This is a genomic window from Rahnella inusitata (assembly GCF_965118895.1).
GTDB classification, from domain to species: domain Bacteria; phylum Pseudomonadota; class Gammaproteobacteria; order Enterobacterales; family Enterobacteriaceae; genus Rahnella; species Rahnella inusitata_A.
In genome coordinates, this window is the sequence record NZ_CBCPJJ010000009.1 from 308,091 (window position 1) to 322,725 (window position 14,635).

General features: G+C 54.1%; 17 protein-coding genes and 1 tRNA gene. 12 read left to right on the forward strand and 6 right to left on the reverse strand.

The window, feature by feature from the left end; translation table 11 throughout:
- Positions 1–4 precede the first annotated feature (4 nt).
- A complete protein-coding gene (locus tag ACMHLI_RS09450; RefSeq protein ID WP_413529242.1) occupies positions 5–535 on the reverse strand; it encodes an N-acetyltransferase family protein in 531 nt (176 codons plus the stop codon).
- A 267-nt stretch (positions 536–802) separates the two neighbouring features.
- On the opposite strand from ACMHLI_RS09450, the gene nlpA reads away from it, so the two are divergent.
- Positions 803–1,621: a lipoprotein NlpA gene (gene nlpA / locus ACMHLI_RS09455; protein ID WP_413529243.1), complete on the forward strand. Its 819-nt coding sequence runs from the start codon at positions 803–805 to the stop codon at positions 1,619–1,621.
- 65 nt (positions 1,622–1,686) lie between these two features.
- On the opposite strand, the gene phoC is transcribed toward nlpA, so the two are convergent.
- From phoC to ACMHLI_RS09475, 4 genes are all read right to left on the reverse strand, one after another.
- On the reverse strand, positions 1,687–2,424 hold the full coding sequence (gene phoC / locus ACMHLI_RS09460) for an acid phosphatase PhoC (protein ID WP_413529244.1): 738 nt from the start codon (positions 2,422–2,424) through the stop codon (positions 1,687–1,689).
- A gap of 138 nt (positions 2,425–2,562) precedes the next feature.
- Positions 2,563–2,841 (reverse strand): DUF3761 domain-containing protein, encoded by a 279-nt coding sequence (locus ACMHLI_RS09465; RefSeq protein ID WP_413529245.1) that lies wholly within the window; start codon positions 2,839–2,841, stop codon positions 2,563–2,565.
- Between the two features lie 219 nt (positions 2,842–3,060).
- Positions 3,061–3,135 (reverse strand) — tRNA-Arg (locus tag ACMHLI_RS09470).
- Between the two features lie 110 nt (positions 3,136–3,245).
- Positions 3,246–4,163 carry a formate/nitrite transporter family protein gene (locus ACMHLI_RS09475; protein WP_413529246.1) on the reverse strand — a complete coding sequence of 306 codons (918 nt, stop codon included), beginning with the start codon at positions 4,161–4,163 and terminating at the stop codon, positions 3,246–3,248.
- Positions 4,164–4,411: 248 nt separating this feature from the next.
- Between ACMHLI_RS09475 and ccmA the strand changes: the two genes are divergently transcribed.
- The 10 genes from ccmA (at position 4,412) to mlaA (ending at position 12,462) form a co-directional block, all read left to right on the forward strand.
- Positions 4,412–5,068 carry a cytochrome c biogenesis heme-transporting ATPase CcmA gene (gene ccmA / locus ACMHLI_RS09480; protein ID WP_413529247.1) on the forward strand — a complete coding sequence of 219 codons (657 nt, stop codon included), beginning with the start codon at positions 4,412–4,414 and terminating at the stop codon, positions 5,066–5,068.
- A 21-nt stretch (positions 5,069–5,089) separates the two neighbouring features.
- Positions 5,090–5,749 carry a heme exporter protein CcmB gene (ccmB, locus tag ACMHLI_RS09485; RefSeq protein WP_159281978.1) on the forward strand — a complete coding sequence of 220 codons (660 nt, stop codon included), beginning with the start codon at positions 5,090–5,092 and terminating at the stop codon, positions 5,747–5,749.
- A gap of 216 nt (positions 5,750–5,965) precedes the next feature.
- Entirely contained in the window at positions 5,966–6,703 is a 738-nt protein-coding gene (locus ACMHLI_RS09490) for a heme ABC transporter permease (RefSeq protein WP_413529248.1), read from the forward strand.
- A complete protein-coding gene (ccmD, locus tag ACMHLI_RS09495; RefSeq protein ID WP_413529249.1) occupies positions 6,700–6,960 on the forward strand; it encodes a heme exporter protein CcmD in 261 nt (86 codons plus the stop codon). The genes ACMHLI_RS09490 and ccmD overlap by 4 nt, the downstream gene beginning before the upstream one ends.
- A complete protein-coding gene (gene ccmE, locus ACMHLI_RS09500; RefSeq protein ID WP_112166794.1) occupies positions 6,957–7,451 on the forward strand; it encodes a cytochrome c maturation protein CcmE in 495 nt (164 codons plus the stop codon). The genes ccmD and ccmE overlap by 4 nt, the downstream gene beginning before the upstream one ends.
- Positions 7,448–9,418 carry a heme lyase CcmF/NrfE family subunit gene (locus ACMHLI_RS09505; RefSeq protein WP_413529250.1) on the forward strand — a complete coding sequence of 657 codons (1,971 nt, stop codon included), beginning with the start codon at positions 7,448–7,450 and terminating at the stop codon, positions 9,416–9,418. The genes ccmE and ACMHLI_RS09505 overlap by 4 nt, the downstream gene beginning before the upstream one ends.
- Complete coding sequence (locus tag ACMHLI_RS09510) at positions 9,415–9,966, forward strand: DsbE family thiol:disulfide interchange protein (RefSeq protein ID WP_413529251.1); 552 nt, start codon at positions 9,415–9,417, stop codon at positions 9,964–9,966. The genes ACMHLI_RS09505 and ACMHLI_RS09510 overlap by 4 nt, the downstream gene beginning before the upstream one ends.
- Positions 9,963–10,448: a cytochrome c-type biogenesis protein gene (locus tag ACMHLI_RS09515; RefSeq protein WP_413529252.1), complete on the forward strand. Its 486-nt coding sequence runs from the start codon at positions 9,963–9,965 to the stop codon at positions 10,446–10,448. The genes ACMHLI_RS09510 and ACMHLI_RS09515 overlap by 4 nt, the downstream gene beginning before the upstream one ends.
- Positions 10,445–11,659, forward strand: a complete 1,215-nt coding sequence (gene ccmI, locus ACMHLI_RS09520) for a c-type cytochrome biogenesis protein CcmI (RefSeq protein WP_413529253.1) — start codon at positions 10,445–10,447, stop codon at positions 11,657–11,659. The genes ACMHLI_RS09515 and ccmI overlap by 4 nt, the downstream gene beginning before the upstream one ends.
- A 35-nt stretch (positions 11,660–11,694) precedes the next feature.
- Positions 11,695–12,462 carry a phospholipid-binding lipoprotein MlaA gene (mlaA, locus tag ACMHLI_RS09525; RefSeq protein WP_413529254.1) on the forward strand — a complete coding sequence of 256 codons (768 nt, stop codon included), beginning with the start codon at positions 11,695–11,697 and terminating at the stop codon, positions 12,460–12,462.
- 88 nt (positions 12,463–12,550) lie between these two features.
- Here mlaA and fadL read toward each other — a convergent pair whose 3' ends face one another.
- Positions 12,551–13,828, reverse strand: a complete 1,278-nt coding sequence (gene fadL, locus ACMHLI_RS09530) for a long-chain fatty acid transporter FadL (RefSeq protein WP_413529255.1) — start codon at positions 13,826–13,828, stop codon at positions 12,551–12,553.
- Positions 13,829–14,245: 417 nt separating this feature from the next.
- On the opposite strand from fadL, the gene ACMHLI_RS09535 reads away from it, so the two are divergent.
- On the forward strand, positions 14,246–14,578 hold the full coding sequence (locus tag ACMHLI_RS09535) for a YfcZ/YiiS family protein (RefSeq protein WP_413529256.1): 333 nt from the start codon (positions 14,246–14,248) through the stop codon (positions 14,576–14,578).
- Positions 14,579–14,635 lie beyond the last annotated feature (57 nt).

The following is a 14,635-nucleotide window of genomic DNA, read 5'->3' on the forward strand; positions in this document are numbered from 1 at the left end:
GCGCTTATCCCTCTGCCTTAGCCGGAAGCGTCTGATTTCCCTCACCTAACGCACGCTGCATAAAGACCGTATCCAGCCAGCGTCCGTGTTTGAACCCCACCGAGTGCAGCGTGCCCGTGACGCGAAATCCGGCGGCCAGATGCAGGCCAATTGACGCGTTATTTTCGCTATCACCGACGTTGGCGATGAGCTGACGGTAGCCGTGGGTATCCGCCCAGTCTATCGCGCGGCGAATCAACGCTTTCCCCGCACCGCGTTTCTGAAAATTGGGATCGATATAAATCGAATCCTCCAGCGTATGCCGGTAAGCAAAGCGCTCGCGGTAATGCCCGAGATAGCAGTAACCTTTTACTTCCCCGTCCTCCAGCACCACCAGCCAGAGCAGCCCGGCGTCTTTAATCTTCTTCAGGCGCGCGGACATTTCTTCTTCGCCCGGAGGCTGCGTCTCGAATGACGCGGTTCCATGAATAACGTGCCAGGCATAAATTTTCTGCATTGCTGGAACATGTTTTTCATCCGCTTCAATAATTTCCATTCCTACTGCTCCGTGGAGGGGGATGCGAGACAACTACTTTTTGCGATAACAGGGCATAAAGGCAAATTGTTTCTTGCTGTTATAAGTAAAACATATGGATAACGTTTCCTGATGGTAAACAAAGAGCGGGATGCTCCCGGCAATCCACATTATTCCTTGTATAGACTTTTTTCTTCTTACCGATGCTTTTTCGTTTTTTAATCCGCCAAAGTCTTCCTGCTATAGTCATTTCTTTGCTCATTAACGCTTATTTTTTAAGGATAAAAAGTGAAACTGACGACCTCTTATTTCCGGACCGGCGCTGCGGTCTTACTGGCGGGTTTACTGCTGGCGGGCTGTGATCAAAAAAGCAGTGATACGAAGCATATCAAGGTGGGTGTGATTAACGGTGCCGAGCAGGATGTTGCGGAAGTGGCGAAAAAAGTCGCCAAAGAGAAATACGGTCTCGACGTGGAACTGGTCGGGTTCAGCGGTTCTCTGCTGCCTAATGACGCGACCGATCACGGCGAACTGGACGCGAACGTCTTCCAGCATCGCCCGTTCCTCGAGCAGGATAATAAAGCGCATGGCTATCATCTGGTGGCCGTCGGCAATACGTTTGTTTTCCCGATGGGCGGATATTCGAAAAAAATCAAAACCATCGATGAGCTGAAAGATGGCGCAACCATCGCGATCCCTAATGACCCGACCAATCTGGGCCGCGCGCTTTTGCTGCTGCAAAAAGAAAAACTGATCACCCTCAAAGAGGGCAAAGGCCTGCTGCCGACGGCGCTGGATATTACTGAGAATCCTCACCATCTGAACATTATGGAGCTGGAAGGCGCGCAGCTGCCACGTGTGCTGGATGATCCGAAAGTCGATGTGGCGATCATCAGCACCACTTACATTCAGCAAACCGGATTATCGCCGGTGCATGACAGCGTATTTATCGAAGATAAAAACTCGCCTTACGTGAATATTTTGGTCGCGCGGGAAGACAATAAAGATGCAGAGAATGTGAAAGACTTTTTGAAGTCTTATCAGTCGCCAGAAGTGGCGAAAGCTGCGGAGAAAATCTTCAACGGCGGTGCCGTGCCAGGCTGGTGATGAAGGTGCCTGACAGGGGCTTTGCGCCGCCTGTCAGGCCACCGCGTTAAATCATTAACGCCGGTTTATTTATGCTGTTTCGCAAATTCTTCTTTCGCTTTCTTCAATTGCTGCTGGAAAGCATCGTTGGTATGCAGCGTGGCCACCACTGCGGAGCCGACGATACGAGCGGCATCCACATCGCTCTGCCAGTGGTATCCGCAAATCACGCGGCTCTGCCCTAAATCGTAACCGCGCTGGAGGATCTGATCCTGGCGCTGCGGATTGATTTCTGTGAGCACCAGCGCGGTCGCCCAGCCGATAGAGGTGTGGCCGGAAGGATAAGATCCATTCTTCGACAGCTTATCTTGCTCGGTGGTGTTGCAGGTCGGGACGCCGTAGAACGCAAACGGACGAATGCGCATGTACTTCTCTTTGGCCGAGCGTGTCGCCAGATCGCCCGCGTCTTCAATCATATTGGTCAGAAGTTTATGCAGCTCCGGCGTATCTTTCGCCGTAATCGGTGAACCGAACGCACCGGAGAAGGCATTTGCCACGCCACCACCACTCAGGTTCGCATCTTCAGCCGCCTGCTTGCCGCGTTCGGTCGAGCGCAGCAAGCGGCCCTGCTCATACATCGCCTGATCGTTTAGAAATGCAATACTGCCAACCGCTGGCGGCGGCGGGAGCAGCGTCAGGCTGTTGATCGCCTGATCATTTTTCAGATAATAAAGGTCTGGTTTGGTGGTCGCATCGTTGCCGGCGAGGGCAAATGCATTGACAGAGAAAAGGCTGGCGAGGCAAAAAGTGGTCAAAGTCTTCATTAAAAGTTTCCTTACTTACGTCATAGATGTCATTACGAACTCATTTCCGTAACATTTCTTAACATGTGCAAGTAAAACAAATTTTTTGCAGAAAAGTTTGCGTGAGGTCTCATAATTCGAAATTTGTGGAGATAGCGTTTAATTAAGCCATTCCGCTACGCCACCGTGTCTTGAACAGGTTCCCCGGCGGTGCTGGCTGAAACTGTACGTGCCGTCCCTGCACTTAGCGGAGGCGCCGTCAGGGGCATTTCCCGACCGGGTATGCGCCGGGCTGTGGACATCCTGCCCGTCCGAGTTTATGTAATCCCCTTGCTCAATGAGCTCATTATCCTGAGAGGCTGACGGGGAGTACTGACTGGCAATGGCCGTGTTGAATAAAAGCGTTACTGCGAAAAAGATAAGTCCAGGCAAACGCATGATCTTACTGCATCCTTGTGATGAGTACTTTTGTCCAGTTGAGTTGGCGACGAGAGTACGCCTAATAACCACACAAACAAGGCTGATATTTAACCAGTGTCCGGATATGCGATTCCGACGTGAGGAATAAGGGAAATTAATGACAGACGAAGAGGATCAACAGGGGGTCGATTTATTCGCTGAGACAGCTGAGAAATTTATAAGGAGGTAGCAACGTTATGGTGTCCCCTACAGGAATCGAACCTGTAACTAGCCCTTAGGAGGGGCTTGTTATATCCGTTTAACTAAGGAGACACGGGCGCCTGTGGAAAGCGCCCGCGTAGTATACTCGTTTTTCTCTCAATAATAAGGCGTTAGCCTGCCGTTTGGTCGTTTCATCGCCAGTCTTGCCGTTTTACCGGTTTCTAAGGCTTGGCGGCTTCTTTCTTTGCGGCTTCCTGTTCCGCTTTTTTGGCCTTGGCTTTCTTCTGGTTGCTCATGTCGTTGCGGATCTGCGCATGGCTTATCAGCGCGAAGATAAAGGTACCGCCGGCAATGTTGCCTGCCAGCGTCGGCAGGGCGAACGGCCAGATGAATTCATACCAGGGGATCGCGCCGGAGAAGACCAGATAAAGGACTTCCACCGAGCCGACCACGATGTGTGTCAGGTCACCGATCGCCACCATATACGTCATCAGCATGATCACCCACAGTTTGGCCGTACCGGCTGACGGGATCATCCAGACCATCGTGGCGATTAGCCATCCTGAGACCATGCCGCCGACGAACATCGCTCCCGGCCCCTTTTCCATGATCTCCATGCTGATGGTGCGAAATGCTTCGTCAGTGTCTGTATCAAAGAACGGCACCAGATGGAATGCCAGCGCTGCAATCCCGCAACCAATGATATTTCCCCCCAGCACCAGCCCCCACAGACGCAGGAGAAGCAGGATGTTCTTACCGGTCAATTTTTGCATCACCGGTAATACGGCGGTGACGGTGTTCTCGGTAAACAGTTGCTGGCGCGCCATAATCACAATTATGAACCCGACGGTATAACCGATGTTTTCGATGAAAAACCGTTCCGGGGTATCGGGCAGACGGGCGTGCAGGATGCCTTTCGCCATTAATGACGCGCTGATCGAAAGCCCGGCGGCAATGGCTGACCACAGTAAAGCCTGTCCGTCGCGATCCAGCTCTTTTTCGCCTTCCATGCGGATAACTTCATGCACCGCCGCGGCTTTGGAGGGTAAATTCTCCTCACCGGTCTCGATCTCCTTGCCTTGTGAGTGCTCGTCGCTGTCGACGTCGCTGGTGTCCTGTTTTTTATTTTCTACGTTCATGGGTAATCCTTCGGTGTGCCGCAAGGCGGCTTTTAAAGTGTTCACGGATAAGCATAGGCGAGGCGTGGGATTTATGAAGAGGTATACCGAAAAGTTACAAATCATTAACCCATGAACCTTATGGGTCAATTTGCACAATAGCTGCTGGATTTCAGGGATTTCAGCCATGTAAACTGTGGCACCTTGCACTGCGTCGTGCCTGACGCCTGTGATATGATGCGCACTTGTGAAAAATAAGAGACATCCTCATGTTTGAAGCCCTAAATCTGAGTTGCGTTCGCGATGAGCGGACCCTGTTCAGTGGCTTAAGTTTCACTGTCGAACCGGCTGAAATGGTGCAGATTGAGGGCCGCAACGGCGCCGGTAAAACCAGCTTATTACGCATTCTGGCCGGGCTTTCCTCACCGGACGCCGGTGAAGTTCGCTGGCAGGGTGTGAACACCCGCCGCCAGCGTGACGTTTTTCATCAGCAGCTTCTGTATCTCGGCCATCAGCCCGGCGTTAAGTCAGTGCTTACTGCGTTTGAAAACCTTGCCTTCTATCAGTCTGTGAACTGCCAGTCTGTGAACCGTCAGTCCGGAAACCGCAAAAGTGACGCCGATGCCATCTATCAGGCACTGGACAATGTCGGATTACTGGGTTACGAGGATGTCACGGTCGCGCAGATGTCCGCCGGGCAGCAGCGGCGTGTGGCGCTGGCGCGTTTATGGCTGAGCGATGCGCCGTTGTGGATCCTCGACGAACCGCTGACCGCGATAGATAAAGAAGGCGTGGCGACACTGATTGCGCTGTTTGAACAGCACACGCAGCAGGGCGGTATGGTGCTGCTGACCACGCATCAGGATTTGCAGGGCGTGAGCCGCGACGTGCGAAAACTCCGTTTGACCAGCGAAGCGCTGGCGTGAAGCACGAAGGAATGAGACGGAATGTTTACTAAAGTCCTGCGCCGCGAGCTGAAAATTGCCTTTCGCAAAAGCGCCGAAATTATTAACCCGCTGTGGTTTTTCCTGATTGTTATTACTTTGTTTCCGTTAGGCATTGGCCCGGAACCTAAACTGCTGGCGCGCATTGCGCCGGGGATTGTCTGGGTCGCCGCGCTGCTGTCTTCGCTGCTGGCGCTGGAAAGGTTGTTCCGCGATGACTATCTCGACGGCACCCTCGAACAACTGCTGTTGTTGCCTTCGCCGCTGGCACTCACGGTTCTGGGGAAAGTGTGTGCTCACTGGGTGGTGACCGGTTTGCCATTGCTTATCCTCTCGCCGCTCATCGCGTTACTGCTTTCACTGGATTTTGAAACGTGGAAAGCCGTGGCGCTGACTATTTTATTGGGTACGCCTACGTTGAGTTTTATCGGTGCGATTGGCGTGGCGCTCACCGTCGGGCTGCGCAAAGGCGGCGTGCTGCTGAGCCTGCTGGTGCTGCCGCTGTATATTCCGGTGCTGATTTTTGCCACCGGCGCGATTGATGCGGCGTCGATGTCGATGCCCATTGGTGGCTATCTGGCTATTCTGGGCGCGATGCTGGCGGGCAGTGCGACGTTAGCGCCTTTTGCCACGGCGGCGGCATTAAGAGTGAGCGTCCACTGACAAATGTGTCAGTTTGCCGCGCACAGCGGAATTATTTTACCTGTCGTTACAATACGGAAGAAAAATCGCAACCTTTGACTAACATCACATTTCTCTATGCGTAAAAATAGAGAGATTGCTAAGTAAGTGCGGAAGATTCGTGTCTGACCGCGCAAGAGCCCGATGAGGCTCCACGGCAACCCACACAGTGACTTTTTAGAGTGAGCAACGATAACAATGTGGAAATGGTTACATCAACTCGCAAGGCCGGAACGGCTTTACCACGTCTGCGGGCGGTTTATTCCGTGGCTCGGGCTGCTCGGTCTCGCCTGCCTGCTGACTGGCTGGGTCTGGGGATTTGGCTATGCACCGCCGGATTACCAGCAGGGTAACAGTTACCGGATTATGTATATCCACGTCCCGGCGGCCATCTGGTCGATGGGCATTTACAGCGCGATGGCGGTCGCGGCATTTATCGGCCTGATATGGCAGATGAAAATGTCCGATCTGGCGGTGGCAGCGATGGCGCCGGTCGGGGCGGTCTTCACCTTTATCGCGCTGGTTACCGGCTCCGCCTGGGGTAAACCGATGTGGGGAACCTGGTGGGTGTGGGACGCACGTCTGACATCCGAACTGGTGTTGCTGTTTCTCTATCTTGGCGTGATCGCCCTGTATAACGCGTTTGACGACCGCCGTCTGGCAGGTCGCGCGGCCGGAATTCTGGTGCTGGTCGGCGTGGTGAATATTCCTATCATTCATTACTCCGTACAGTGGTGGAACACGCTGCATCAGGGTTCCACCAATATGCAGCAAACCATCGACCCGAGTATGCGCTACCCGCTGCGCTGGGCGATTTTCGGTTATCTGTTCTTCTTTATTACCCTGACGCTGATGCGTTTACGTAACCTGATCCTCATTCAGGAACGTCTGCGTCCGTGGGTGGCTGGCCTGCTGAATAAGGAGCGCCGCGGATGAGCCCTGCATTCTCAAGCTGGCACGATTTCTTTGCGATGGGTGGCTACGCGTTTTACGTCTGGATATCTGTGGCCGCGACATTGATTTCCCTGCTTGCGCTGGTGGCGCACACATTTGTGCAGCATCGCCAGATCCTCGGTGAAGTCCGCCGTCGTCAGGCACGCGAAAAACGCATTATTCAGTCTCAGTCTAAAAAACAGCAAGGCGCACAGACGTCAGCGCTGGAACCGGACAACTCCCCGGAGAAGTTATTGTGAATCCACGTCGTAAAAAGCGCCTGACACTGGCGCTGCTGGTGCTGGCCGGTCTCGGCCTGAGCATCACGCTGGTGATGTACGCGCTGCGCTCCAATATTGATTTGTTCTATACCCCGAGTGAAATTCTGCAAGGCAAAGGCGAGAACCACGAAATGCCGGAGGTTGGCCAGCGGCTGCGTATCGGCGGCATGGTAATGCCCGGCTCGGTGAAACGTGACCCGAAAAGTTTGCAGGTGAGTTTTAAAATTTATGATGCACGCGGTGCGATTGCGGTGACTTACAACGGCATTTTGCCTGACCTGTTTCGTGAAGGGCAGGGCGTGGTGGCGCAGGGCGTGATGGAGCCGGGCAACGTGGTCAACGCCATTCAGGTGCTGGCGAAACACGATGAAAAATATGTGCCGCCGGAAGTTGCCGACGCCATGAAAGAAAACCACAAAGGACCGGCGTCGGCCTACGTGGGCAATGATAAAGGAAACGATCGCTCATGATGCCGGAACTGGGAACATTTGCACTTTGTCTGGCGTTAGGTCTGGCGGTGTTACTGAGTATTTATCCGCAGTGGGGTGCCGCGCGGCAGGACAGCCGGATGATGGCGATGGCGCGCCCGCTGGCTTACGGCATGTTCGCCTGCATCGTGCTGGCGTTTATTATTCTGGTCCACGCATTTGTGGTGAATGATTTTACCGTCGCCTATGTGGCTAACAATTCCAATACCCATTTGCCGGTGTATTACCGCGTGGCGGCAACGTGGGGCGCACATGAAGGTTCTCTGCTGCTGTGGGTCTTGCTGCTGAGCTGCTGGACGCTTGCGGTGGCGCTATTCAGCCGTCAGATGCCGCAGGACGCCATCGCCCGCGTGCTGGCGGTGATGGGGATGATAACCGGCGGCTTCCTGCTGTTTATCCTGCTGACGTCCAATCCGTTTATCCGCTCTTTGCCAAATTTCCCGGTCGACGGCAGCGATCTGAACCCGGTCTTGCAGGACATTGGCCTGATTTTCCATCCGCCATTGCTGTACATGGGATATGTCGGTTTCTCGGTTGCCTTCGCATTTGCGATAGCTTCGCTGATGGCCGGACGGCTCGATACCGCGTGGGCGCGCTGGTCGCGTCCGTGGACGCAGGCCGCGTGGGTGTTTCTCACCATCGGCATCGTGCTGGGTTCTGCCTGGGCATATTACGAATTAGGCTGGGGCGGCTGGTGGTTCTGGGATCCGGTTGAAAACGCCTCCTTTATGCCGTGGCTGGCGGGAACGGCGCTGATCCACTCCCTTGCCGTGACCGAAAAACGCGGCACGTTCAAAGCCTGGACGGTGCTGCTGGCGATCACCGCCTTCTCGCTGTGCCTGCTCGGGACGTTCCTTGTGCGCTCAGGCGTTCTGGTGTCGGTTCACTCGTTTGCCTCCGATCCGGCGCGCGGCATGTTTATTCTGGCATATCTGGTGATCGTCATCGGCGGCTCGCTGCTGCTGTATGCCATTAAAGGGAATTCGGTGCGTGCGCCAAGCCGCCACGAATTCCACTCGCGTGAAAGCTATTTGCTCAGCAACAACGTGCTGCTGGTTGCTGCCATGTTAGTCGTGTTGCTCGGCACGCTACTGCCGCTCATCCATAAGCAACTGGGCATGGGCAGTATTTCCATCGGCGAGCCTTTCTTCAATACGATGTTTACCTGGCTGATGGCACCGCTGGCGCTGCTGCTGGGGATCGGGCCGCTGGTGCGCTGGCGTCGCGATGAGCCCAGCAAACTGTGGCGTCGTCTGGGCGTGGCGCTGGTGGTTACGCTCATCCTGTCGATCGCTTTGCCGTGGCTGTTGCAGGACAAAATCGTTGGCATGACCGTCGTCGGCCTGCTGATGTCAGTGTGGGTGATTGTGCTGACGCTGATGGAATTGCACGAGCGCGCCACGCATCGCCATACCTTCTGGCGCGGCCTGACCAAGCTGTCGCGCAGCCACTGGGGCATGGTGCTCGGGCATCTCGGCGTGGCGGTGACGGTTATCGGTATCGCATTCAGCCAGAACTACAGCGTTGAGCGTGATGTGCGCATGAAAGCCGGCGATACGGTGGACATCCATGATTATCACTTTATCTTCCGCGACGTTCGCGACATTACCGGCCCCAACTATACCGGCGGCGAAGCTAATATCGACGTTGAGCAGAACGGCAAAAAAATCACTACGCTGCACGCCGAAAAACGTTTCTACAGCGTGGCGCGCAGCATGATGACCGAAGCGGCGATCGACGGCAATCTGGCGCGGGACCTGTATGCGGCGCTGGGTGAAGAGATGGACGATGGTTCGTGGGCGGTGCGTTTGTACTACAAACCGTTCGTGCGCTGGATCTGGCTGGGCGGCATCTTCATGGCGGTCGGTGGCGTGCTCTGTATTCTCGATCCACGTTATCGGATGAGTAAAAAACTCAGGAAACAAGGTAAAGCGGAGGCTGAAGCATGAACCGTAAACTCTTCTTTATTCCGCTGTTCCTGTTTCTGGCGCTGGCGGCGGCTTTTTTAGTTCAGCTGACGCGCAACGCCAACGGTGACGATCCGACGCTGCTCGAATCGGCGCTGATCGGTAAACCGGTGCCGGTGTTTAAGCTCGAATCGCTGGCCGAAGCCGGGAAAACTTACGATCAGTCGGTGCTGCGCGACGGTAAACCGCTGCTGCTCAACGTCTGGGCGACGTGGTGCCCGACCTGCCGCGCCGAGCATGATTATCTGAACCGGCTTGCCGCCACCGGTGTGCGCGTGGTCGGGCTCAATTATAAGGACGATCGCCAGAAAGCAGTGAACTGGCTGAACACGCTGGGCAATCCTTACATGTTGAGCTTGTACGACGGCGACGGCATGCTCGGGTTAGATCTCGGCGTTTACGGTGCACCGGAAACTTTCCTTATCGACGGGCAGGGCATCATTCGCTATCGCCATGCCGGTGACTTAAATGAGAAAGTCTGGCAGACCGAAGTCTTGCCGCTGTACAAGAAATACGGAGGTGGCGCATGAGACTGTTTTCGTCACTGCCCGGATTACTGCTCGGCATGCTGTTGAGCGTCAGCGCGTTTGCGGCTATTGATACTTATCAGTTCAAATCGCCGGAGCAGGAACAGGCCTACCGCGACATCACCGCGCAGCTGCGTTGCCCGAAATGCCAGAACACGAATATTGCGGCGTCGGATTCGATCATCGCCGCAGACATGCGTACCAAGGTATTTCAGCTGCTCAATGAAGGGCAAAACCGCCAGCAAATCGTCGCCTATATGGTGGCGCGCTACGGCAATTTCGTGACCTACGAACCGCCGGTTACGCCATCCACCCTGATCCTCTGGCTGGGGCCGGTGCTGGTGGTGATTATCGGCGGCGGCATGATTTTCATGCGTTCGCGCCGCGGATCTGTAAACACCAAAACCGCCGCAGAAGAAATGTCAGAACAAGAAAAACAGCGCCTGGCGCAGTTACTTAAAGACAGCGACAGGAAAGGAACATGAGTATTTTTTGGCTGTGTATTGGGGTGATGCTGTTTATCGCGCTGGCGCTGTTTATCGTGCCGGTGATACGCGGTGACCGCAGCGAACACACGTCGCGTGATGCGCTGAATAAGGCGTTTTATCATCACCGGTTGAGTGAGCTGGAAGAAGACGAAGCGCAGGGCGTAGTGGATGAACGTCCGGCGCATATTCAGGAATTACAGGAAAATTTGCTGACCGATATTCCCGCCGGGCAGACGCCAGCACCCGCGCAGCCGATTGGCCGCTGGACGCTGGTGCCGGGCGCGATTTTGCTGGTGGTTATCACGCTCGGTGTTTATCTGTATGCCGGTGGTCTGGGGCAGGTGAGCGCATGGAATCAGGTAATGGAGCGTATGCCGGATCTGCGCCAGCGCATTGCCAGCGACAAAGGTGCGCCGCTGACCGCGATGGATGTGCAGGATTTAGGTCTGGGGCTGCGCACCGATTTGCAGTCCGATCCGAAAAATGTGCAGGACTGGGTGATGCTCGGCCGTGTCGGTATGGCGCTCAATAATGGCGCGACGGCGACGCAGGCTTACGCTCATGCCTATGCGCTTTCGCCGGACGACGTGGCGGTCAAACTCGGTTATGCCGAAGTGTTAACCCGCTCAGCGGATCCGCAGGATAACCTTACCGGCGGAAATCTCCTGCGCGGTATGCTGGAAAAATCTCAGGGCGACCTGCGTGTATTAAGCCTGCTGGCCTATAATGAATATGAACAGGGTCACTACCCGCAAGCGATTGGTGCGTGGGAAGTTATGCTGAAAATTCTGCCTGCCGGTGACAAGCGTGTTGAAATGGTGCAGGCCAGTATCCAACAGGCGAAACAGAAGTCCGGTGCCGATCAGGCCAGACTGTCGGTAAATGTTTCGCTGTCAGAGGACGCGGCGAAGCAAATTCCGCAGGATGGCACGGTCTTTATTTCCGTGACCGACGGCAGCAGTCCGGTGCCGGTAGCCGTGAAAAAACTGCCACTGAGCCGCTTCCCGCTGGCGGTCACCGTGGACGACAGTAATGCAATGATGCCGGAACGCTTGCTTTCTTCGCTGCAAAAATTAAAAGTACGCGTTCGTATTTCACGAAATGGTCTGGCAACGCCAGCCTCAGGTGACTGGTACGGCGACAGTCCGCTGACAGATTTTGCCGGTAACGGTCAGGTCAGCATTGAGATTAATCAGCAGGTTCCGTAATCAGAGAGCCGAAGATCAATAAAAGGGAGATATCCATGAACTTACGCCTGACTGGGCTGGCGTTTGCATCAGTTATGCTGGTCGGTTGTGCCGGCACGTCCGGATCATCGGACAGCGAATCGCAGGGACGGTCTGATCCGCTGGAAGGTTTTAACCGGACAATGTTCAACTTCAACTACAACTACGTTGATCCGTACGTTCTGCGTCCGGTCGCTGTGGCATGGCGTGATTACGTACCGCAACCGGCGCGTAACGGCACCAGCAACTTCCTCAGCAACTTAGACGAACCGGCCAGCATGGTGAACTCCTTGCTAAAAGGCGATCCGTACCGCGCGGCGATCCACTTTAACCGCTTCTTCCTCAATACCTTGCTGGGGATGGGCGGCCTGATTGATGTGGCTTCGATGGCGAACCCGAAACTGGCACGCGAAGAAGCGCAGGGCTTCGGCAGTACGCTCGGACACTACGGCGTCGGTTACGGCCCGTACGTTCAGTTACCGGCCTATGGCAGCTTCACCGTGCGTGACGAGGGTGGCGATTTCGTTGATACACTCTATCCGATGCTGAGCTATCTGACTTTCTGGATGTCAGCCGGTAAATGGGCGCTTCAGGGCATCGAAACCCGTGCCGAACTACTCGATTCCGACGGCATTCTGCGCAACTCTTCTGACCCTTACCTGATGATCCGGGAAGCGTACTTCCAGCGTCATGATTTCCTGGCGAAGGGCGGTCAGCTGACACCTCAGGTGAACCCGAATGCGGCACTGATTCAGGGCGATCTGAAAGATATCGATTCCGAATAATATCGGGAATGCTCTCTCTGTATAAAAACTGAAAGCCAAAAAAAAGCGCCTCGCGGCGCTTTTTTCATTTCTGAATCTGAAAGAGTTATCAGAAGCTGTAGTTAAAGTTGGCGCCGTACAGCATGGCGGTGCCTTTAGCCTGGAACTCATATTTAGGCGCTCCGGCAGCAACCTGTTCGCTGATGTTCACCGTCTGGCCGTGCATATAGGAAACACCGACATCCACTGACGCATCTTTATTGAACGCGTAAGTTGTACCGGCTGAAACCCAGAAACGGTCCTGATCCGGAATAGAAATGGTGCGGTTATCCGCCGGAACCGGGCTGTCATCGAAGGCCACACCGGTACGGAAGGTCCAGTTTTCGTCGTAGTAATAGGTCGTACCAAGCGCGATGCGGTAAGCGTCGTGATAGCCTTCGTCTTTCTGGAACAGCGTCTGACCGTTAGATCCGGTCGCTTTCAGCTCCTGGAACTGGCTCCAGCTGGTGTACGCCAGGCTGTAGTGAACCGCCCATTTTGGCGCAACGCGGTTATAACCAGACAATTCCCACATTTCCGGCAGGTTCAGCGTCAGTGAACCCGGAACGGTGTGACCGCCCGTGCCGCCCAGTGCCTGAGGAATGCCGTTGCGGTATTCGCCGTCGAAATCAATTTTCACTTCTGAACGGTAAGTGAAGCCATAACGGTTGTTGTCATCGACTTCATACAGGATACCGGCGTTCCAGCCGTAGCCCCATTCGTTGCCTTTCAGTTTCGCCGCTTCGGTATCTTCGGCGATCAATCCGCCGGTTTTCAGCGGTGCAAGTTCCCCTGCGGTACGGCGAATTTTAGCCTTGGCGTAAACGGCATCAAAGCCCACGCCGAAGCTGAAGTGTTCGTTAAAACGATAAGCCGCGCTAATGTTGTTATTGATAGTCATCAGATCGGTTTCGCCACCGATAGGACCCGCAGGATAATTATCGTTAAATTCTGTCGCCAGACCGTAGTTGGAGGTGGCTGACGCGCCGAGTGCCCACTGATCGTTTAGCGGCATAATAAAGTGGATATTCGGAACCCACTGGTTTGGCGCAATGTTACCGGCATCCGTGCTGGCACCGGTGACCGGAGAATTACCGGTCACGCTTACGTCCGGGTCAACGTAAACTGCACCGATAGAAAATGAAGGACGACTGAACATCGTCATGGTAGCCGGGTTACGGCTGCCGGAAGCCGCGGTGTCCGCAATCGCACCTTCACCAGAGAAGGAACGACCTAAACCCGCAGCGGTATATTCGTTGAGCTGAAAACCTGCCGCGTATACGTTGGAAGAAACAATTGTCACTGCAGCTGCCAGAGCTGATCTTTTTAACAGGTTTTTCTGGTTCATGACCAAAACCTCAATTTTATGTTTTTTATCAAACAATGTTACATAAAGTAACAATGAGCGCGGGATTGTAGGGTCCGTTATCAGTCTGACAAATCAGACCAGTGAGCGAAGTATAGGTCTGACCTGTGGTGTAGTTGCAATGATGTTTCATTGATATTTCTTATTTGATGCGAGAAATTGGATCCACTTAACAAAAAACCAACAATAAAAGTTCAATTTAGAAACGCTAAAGTGAGAAGAGTGACTTAATTTTAATCTGATGTTCACAATATTGTGATTCAGATCACTTTAAACACCCATAAAAAGTAAGTGCTAGTCGAAGCTGATGGGGTGGCGTAAAATACCCGCGGAAAATAAATCTTAAATTCGCAAAAAGGCCAGACGGTGGACGTTGCCGTTGGTGCCGGGGAGAAAATTATGTCTGACGTAACCATGTCCTCCAAATCCACCCAACCTCTGCATTCCATCAACAAATGCGGCGCAGAAGAAACCGCCGCCTGCTGCTGTGTTGATGTGGGTACCATCATGGATAACACCGACTGCACTGCGACTTACAGCCACGTTTTCGAAACTGAAGCGCAGGCCAAAGAGACGTTGCAGGCACTGACCGAACGCGCGCGCGGCGTTGAATCCGAACCGTGCGAGATAACCAGCCGCATTGAGAAAGTTGAAGGCGGCGTAGAGCTGAATATCGACTTCACATTCTCTTGTCAGGCCGAGACCATGATCTTCCAGCTGGCGCTAAGATAATCTCTCTTATCCATTTCAAATACCGCTGCCCAAATGCAGCGGTATTTTTTTGTCTGT

Excerpts from the sequence above, each read along its gene's own strand:
- ACMHLI_RS09450 (WP_413529242.1), bottom strand. The coding sequence starts at position 535 with ATGGAAATTATTGAAGCGGATGAAAAACATGTTCCAGCAATGCAGAAA.
- phoC (WP_413529244.1), bottom strand. The coding sequence starts at position 2,424 with ATGAAGACTTTGACCACTTTTTGCCTCGCCAGCCTTTTCTCTGTCAAT.
- ACMHLI_RS09465 (WP_413529245.1), bottom strand. The coding sequence starts at position 2,841 with ATGCGTTTGCCTGGACTTATCTTTTTCGCAGTAACGCTTTTATTCAAC.
- ACMHLI_RS09475 (WP_413529246.1), bottom strand. The coding sequence starts at position 4,163 with ATGAACGTAGAAAATAAAAAACAGGACACCAGCGACGTCGACAGCGAC.
- ccmA (WP_413529247.1), top strand. The coding sequence starts at position 4,412 with ATGTTTGAAGCCCTAAATCTGAGTTGCGTTCGCGATGAGCGGACCCTG.
- ccmB (WP_159281978.1), top strand. The coding sequence starts at position 5,090 with ATGTTTACTAAAGTCCTGCGCCGCGAGCTGAAAATTGCCTTTCGCAAA.
- ACMHLI_RS09490 (WP_413529248.1), top strand. The coding sequence starts at position 5,966 with ATGTGGAAATGGTTACATCAACTCGCAAGGCCGGAACGGCTTTACCAC.
- ccmD (WP_413529249.1), top strand. The coding sequence starts at position 6,700 with ATGAGCCCTGCATTCTCAAGCTGGCACGATTTCTTTGCGATGGGTGGC.
- ACMHLI_RS09505 (WP_413529250.1), top strand. The coding sequence starts at position 7,448 with ATGATGCCGGAACTGGGAACATTTGCACTTTGTCTGGCGTTAGGTCTG.
- ACMHLI_RS09510 (WP_413529251.1), top strand. The coding sequence starts at position 9,415 with ATGAACCGTAAACTCTTCTTTATTCCGCTGTTCCTGTTTCTGGCGCTG.
- ACMHLI_RS09515 (WP_413529252.1), top strand. The coding sequence starts at position 9,963 with ATGAGACTGTTTTCGTCACTGCCCGGATTACTGCTCGGCATGCTGTTG.
- ccmI (WP_413529253.1), top strand. The coding sequence starts at position 10,445 with ATGAGTATTTTTTGGCTGTGTATTGGGGTGATGCTGTTTATCGCGCTG.
- mlaA (WP_413529254.1), top strand. The coding sequence starts at position 11,695 with ATGAACTTACGCCTGACTGGGCTGGCGTTTGCATCAGTTATGCTGGTC.
- fadL (WP_413529255.1), bottom strand. The coding sequence starts at position 13,828 with ATGAACCAGAAAAACCTGTTAAAAAGATCAGCTCTGGCAGCTGCAGTG.
- ACMHLI_RS09535 (WP_413529256.1), top strand. The coding sequence starts at position 14,246 with ATGTCTGACGTAACCATGTCCTCCAAATCCACCCAACCTCTGCATTCC.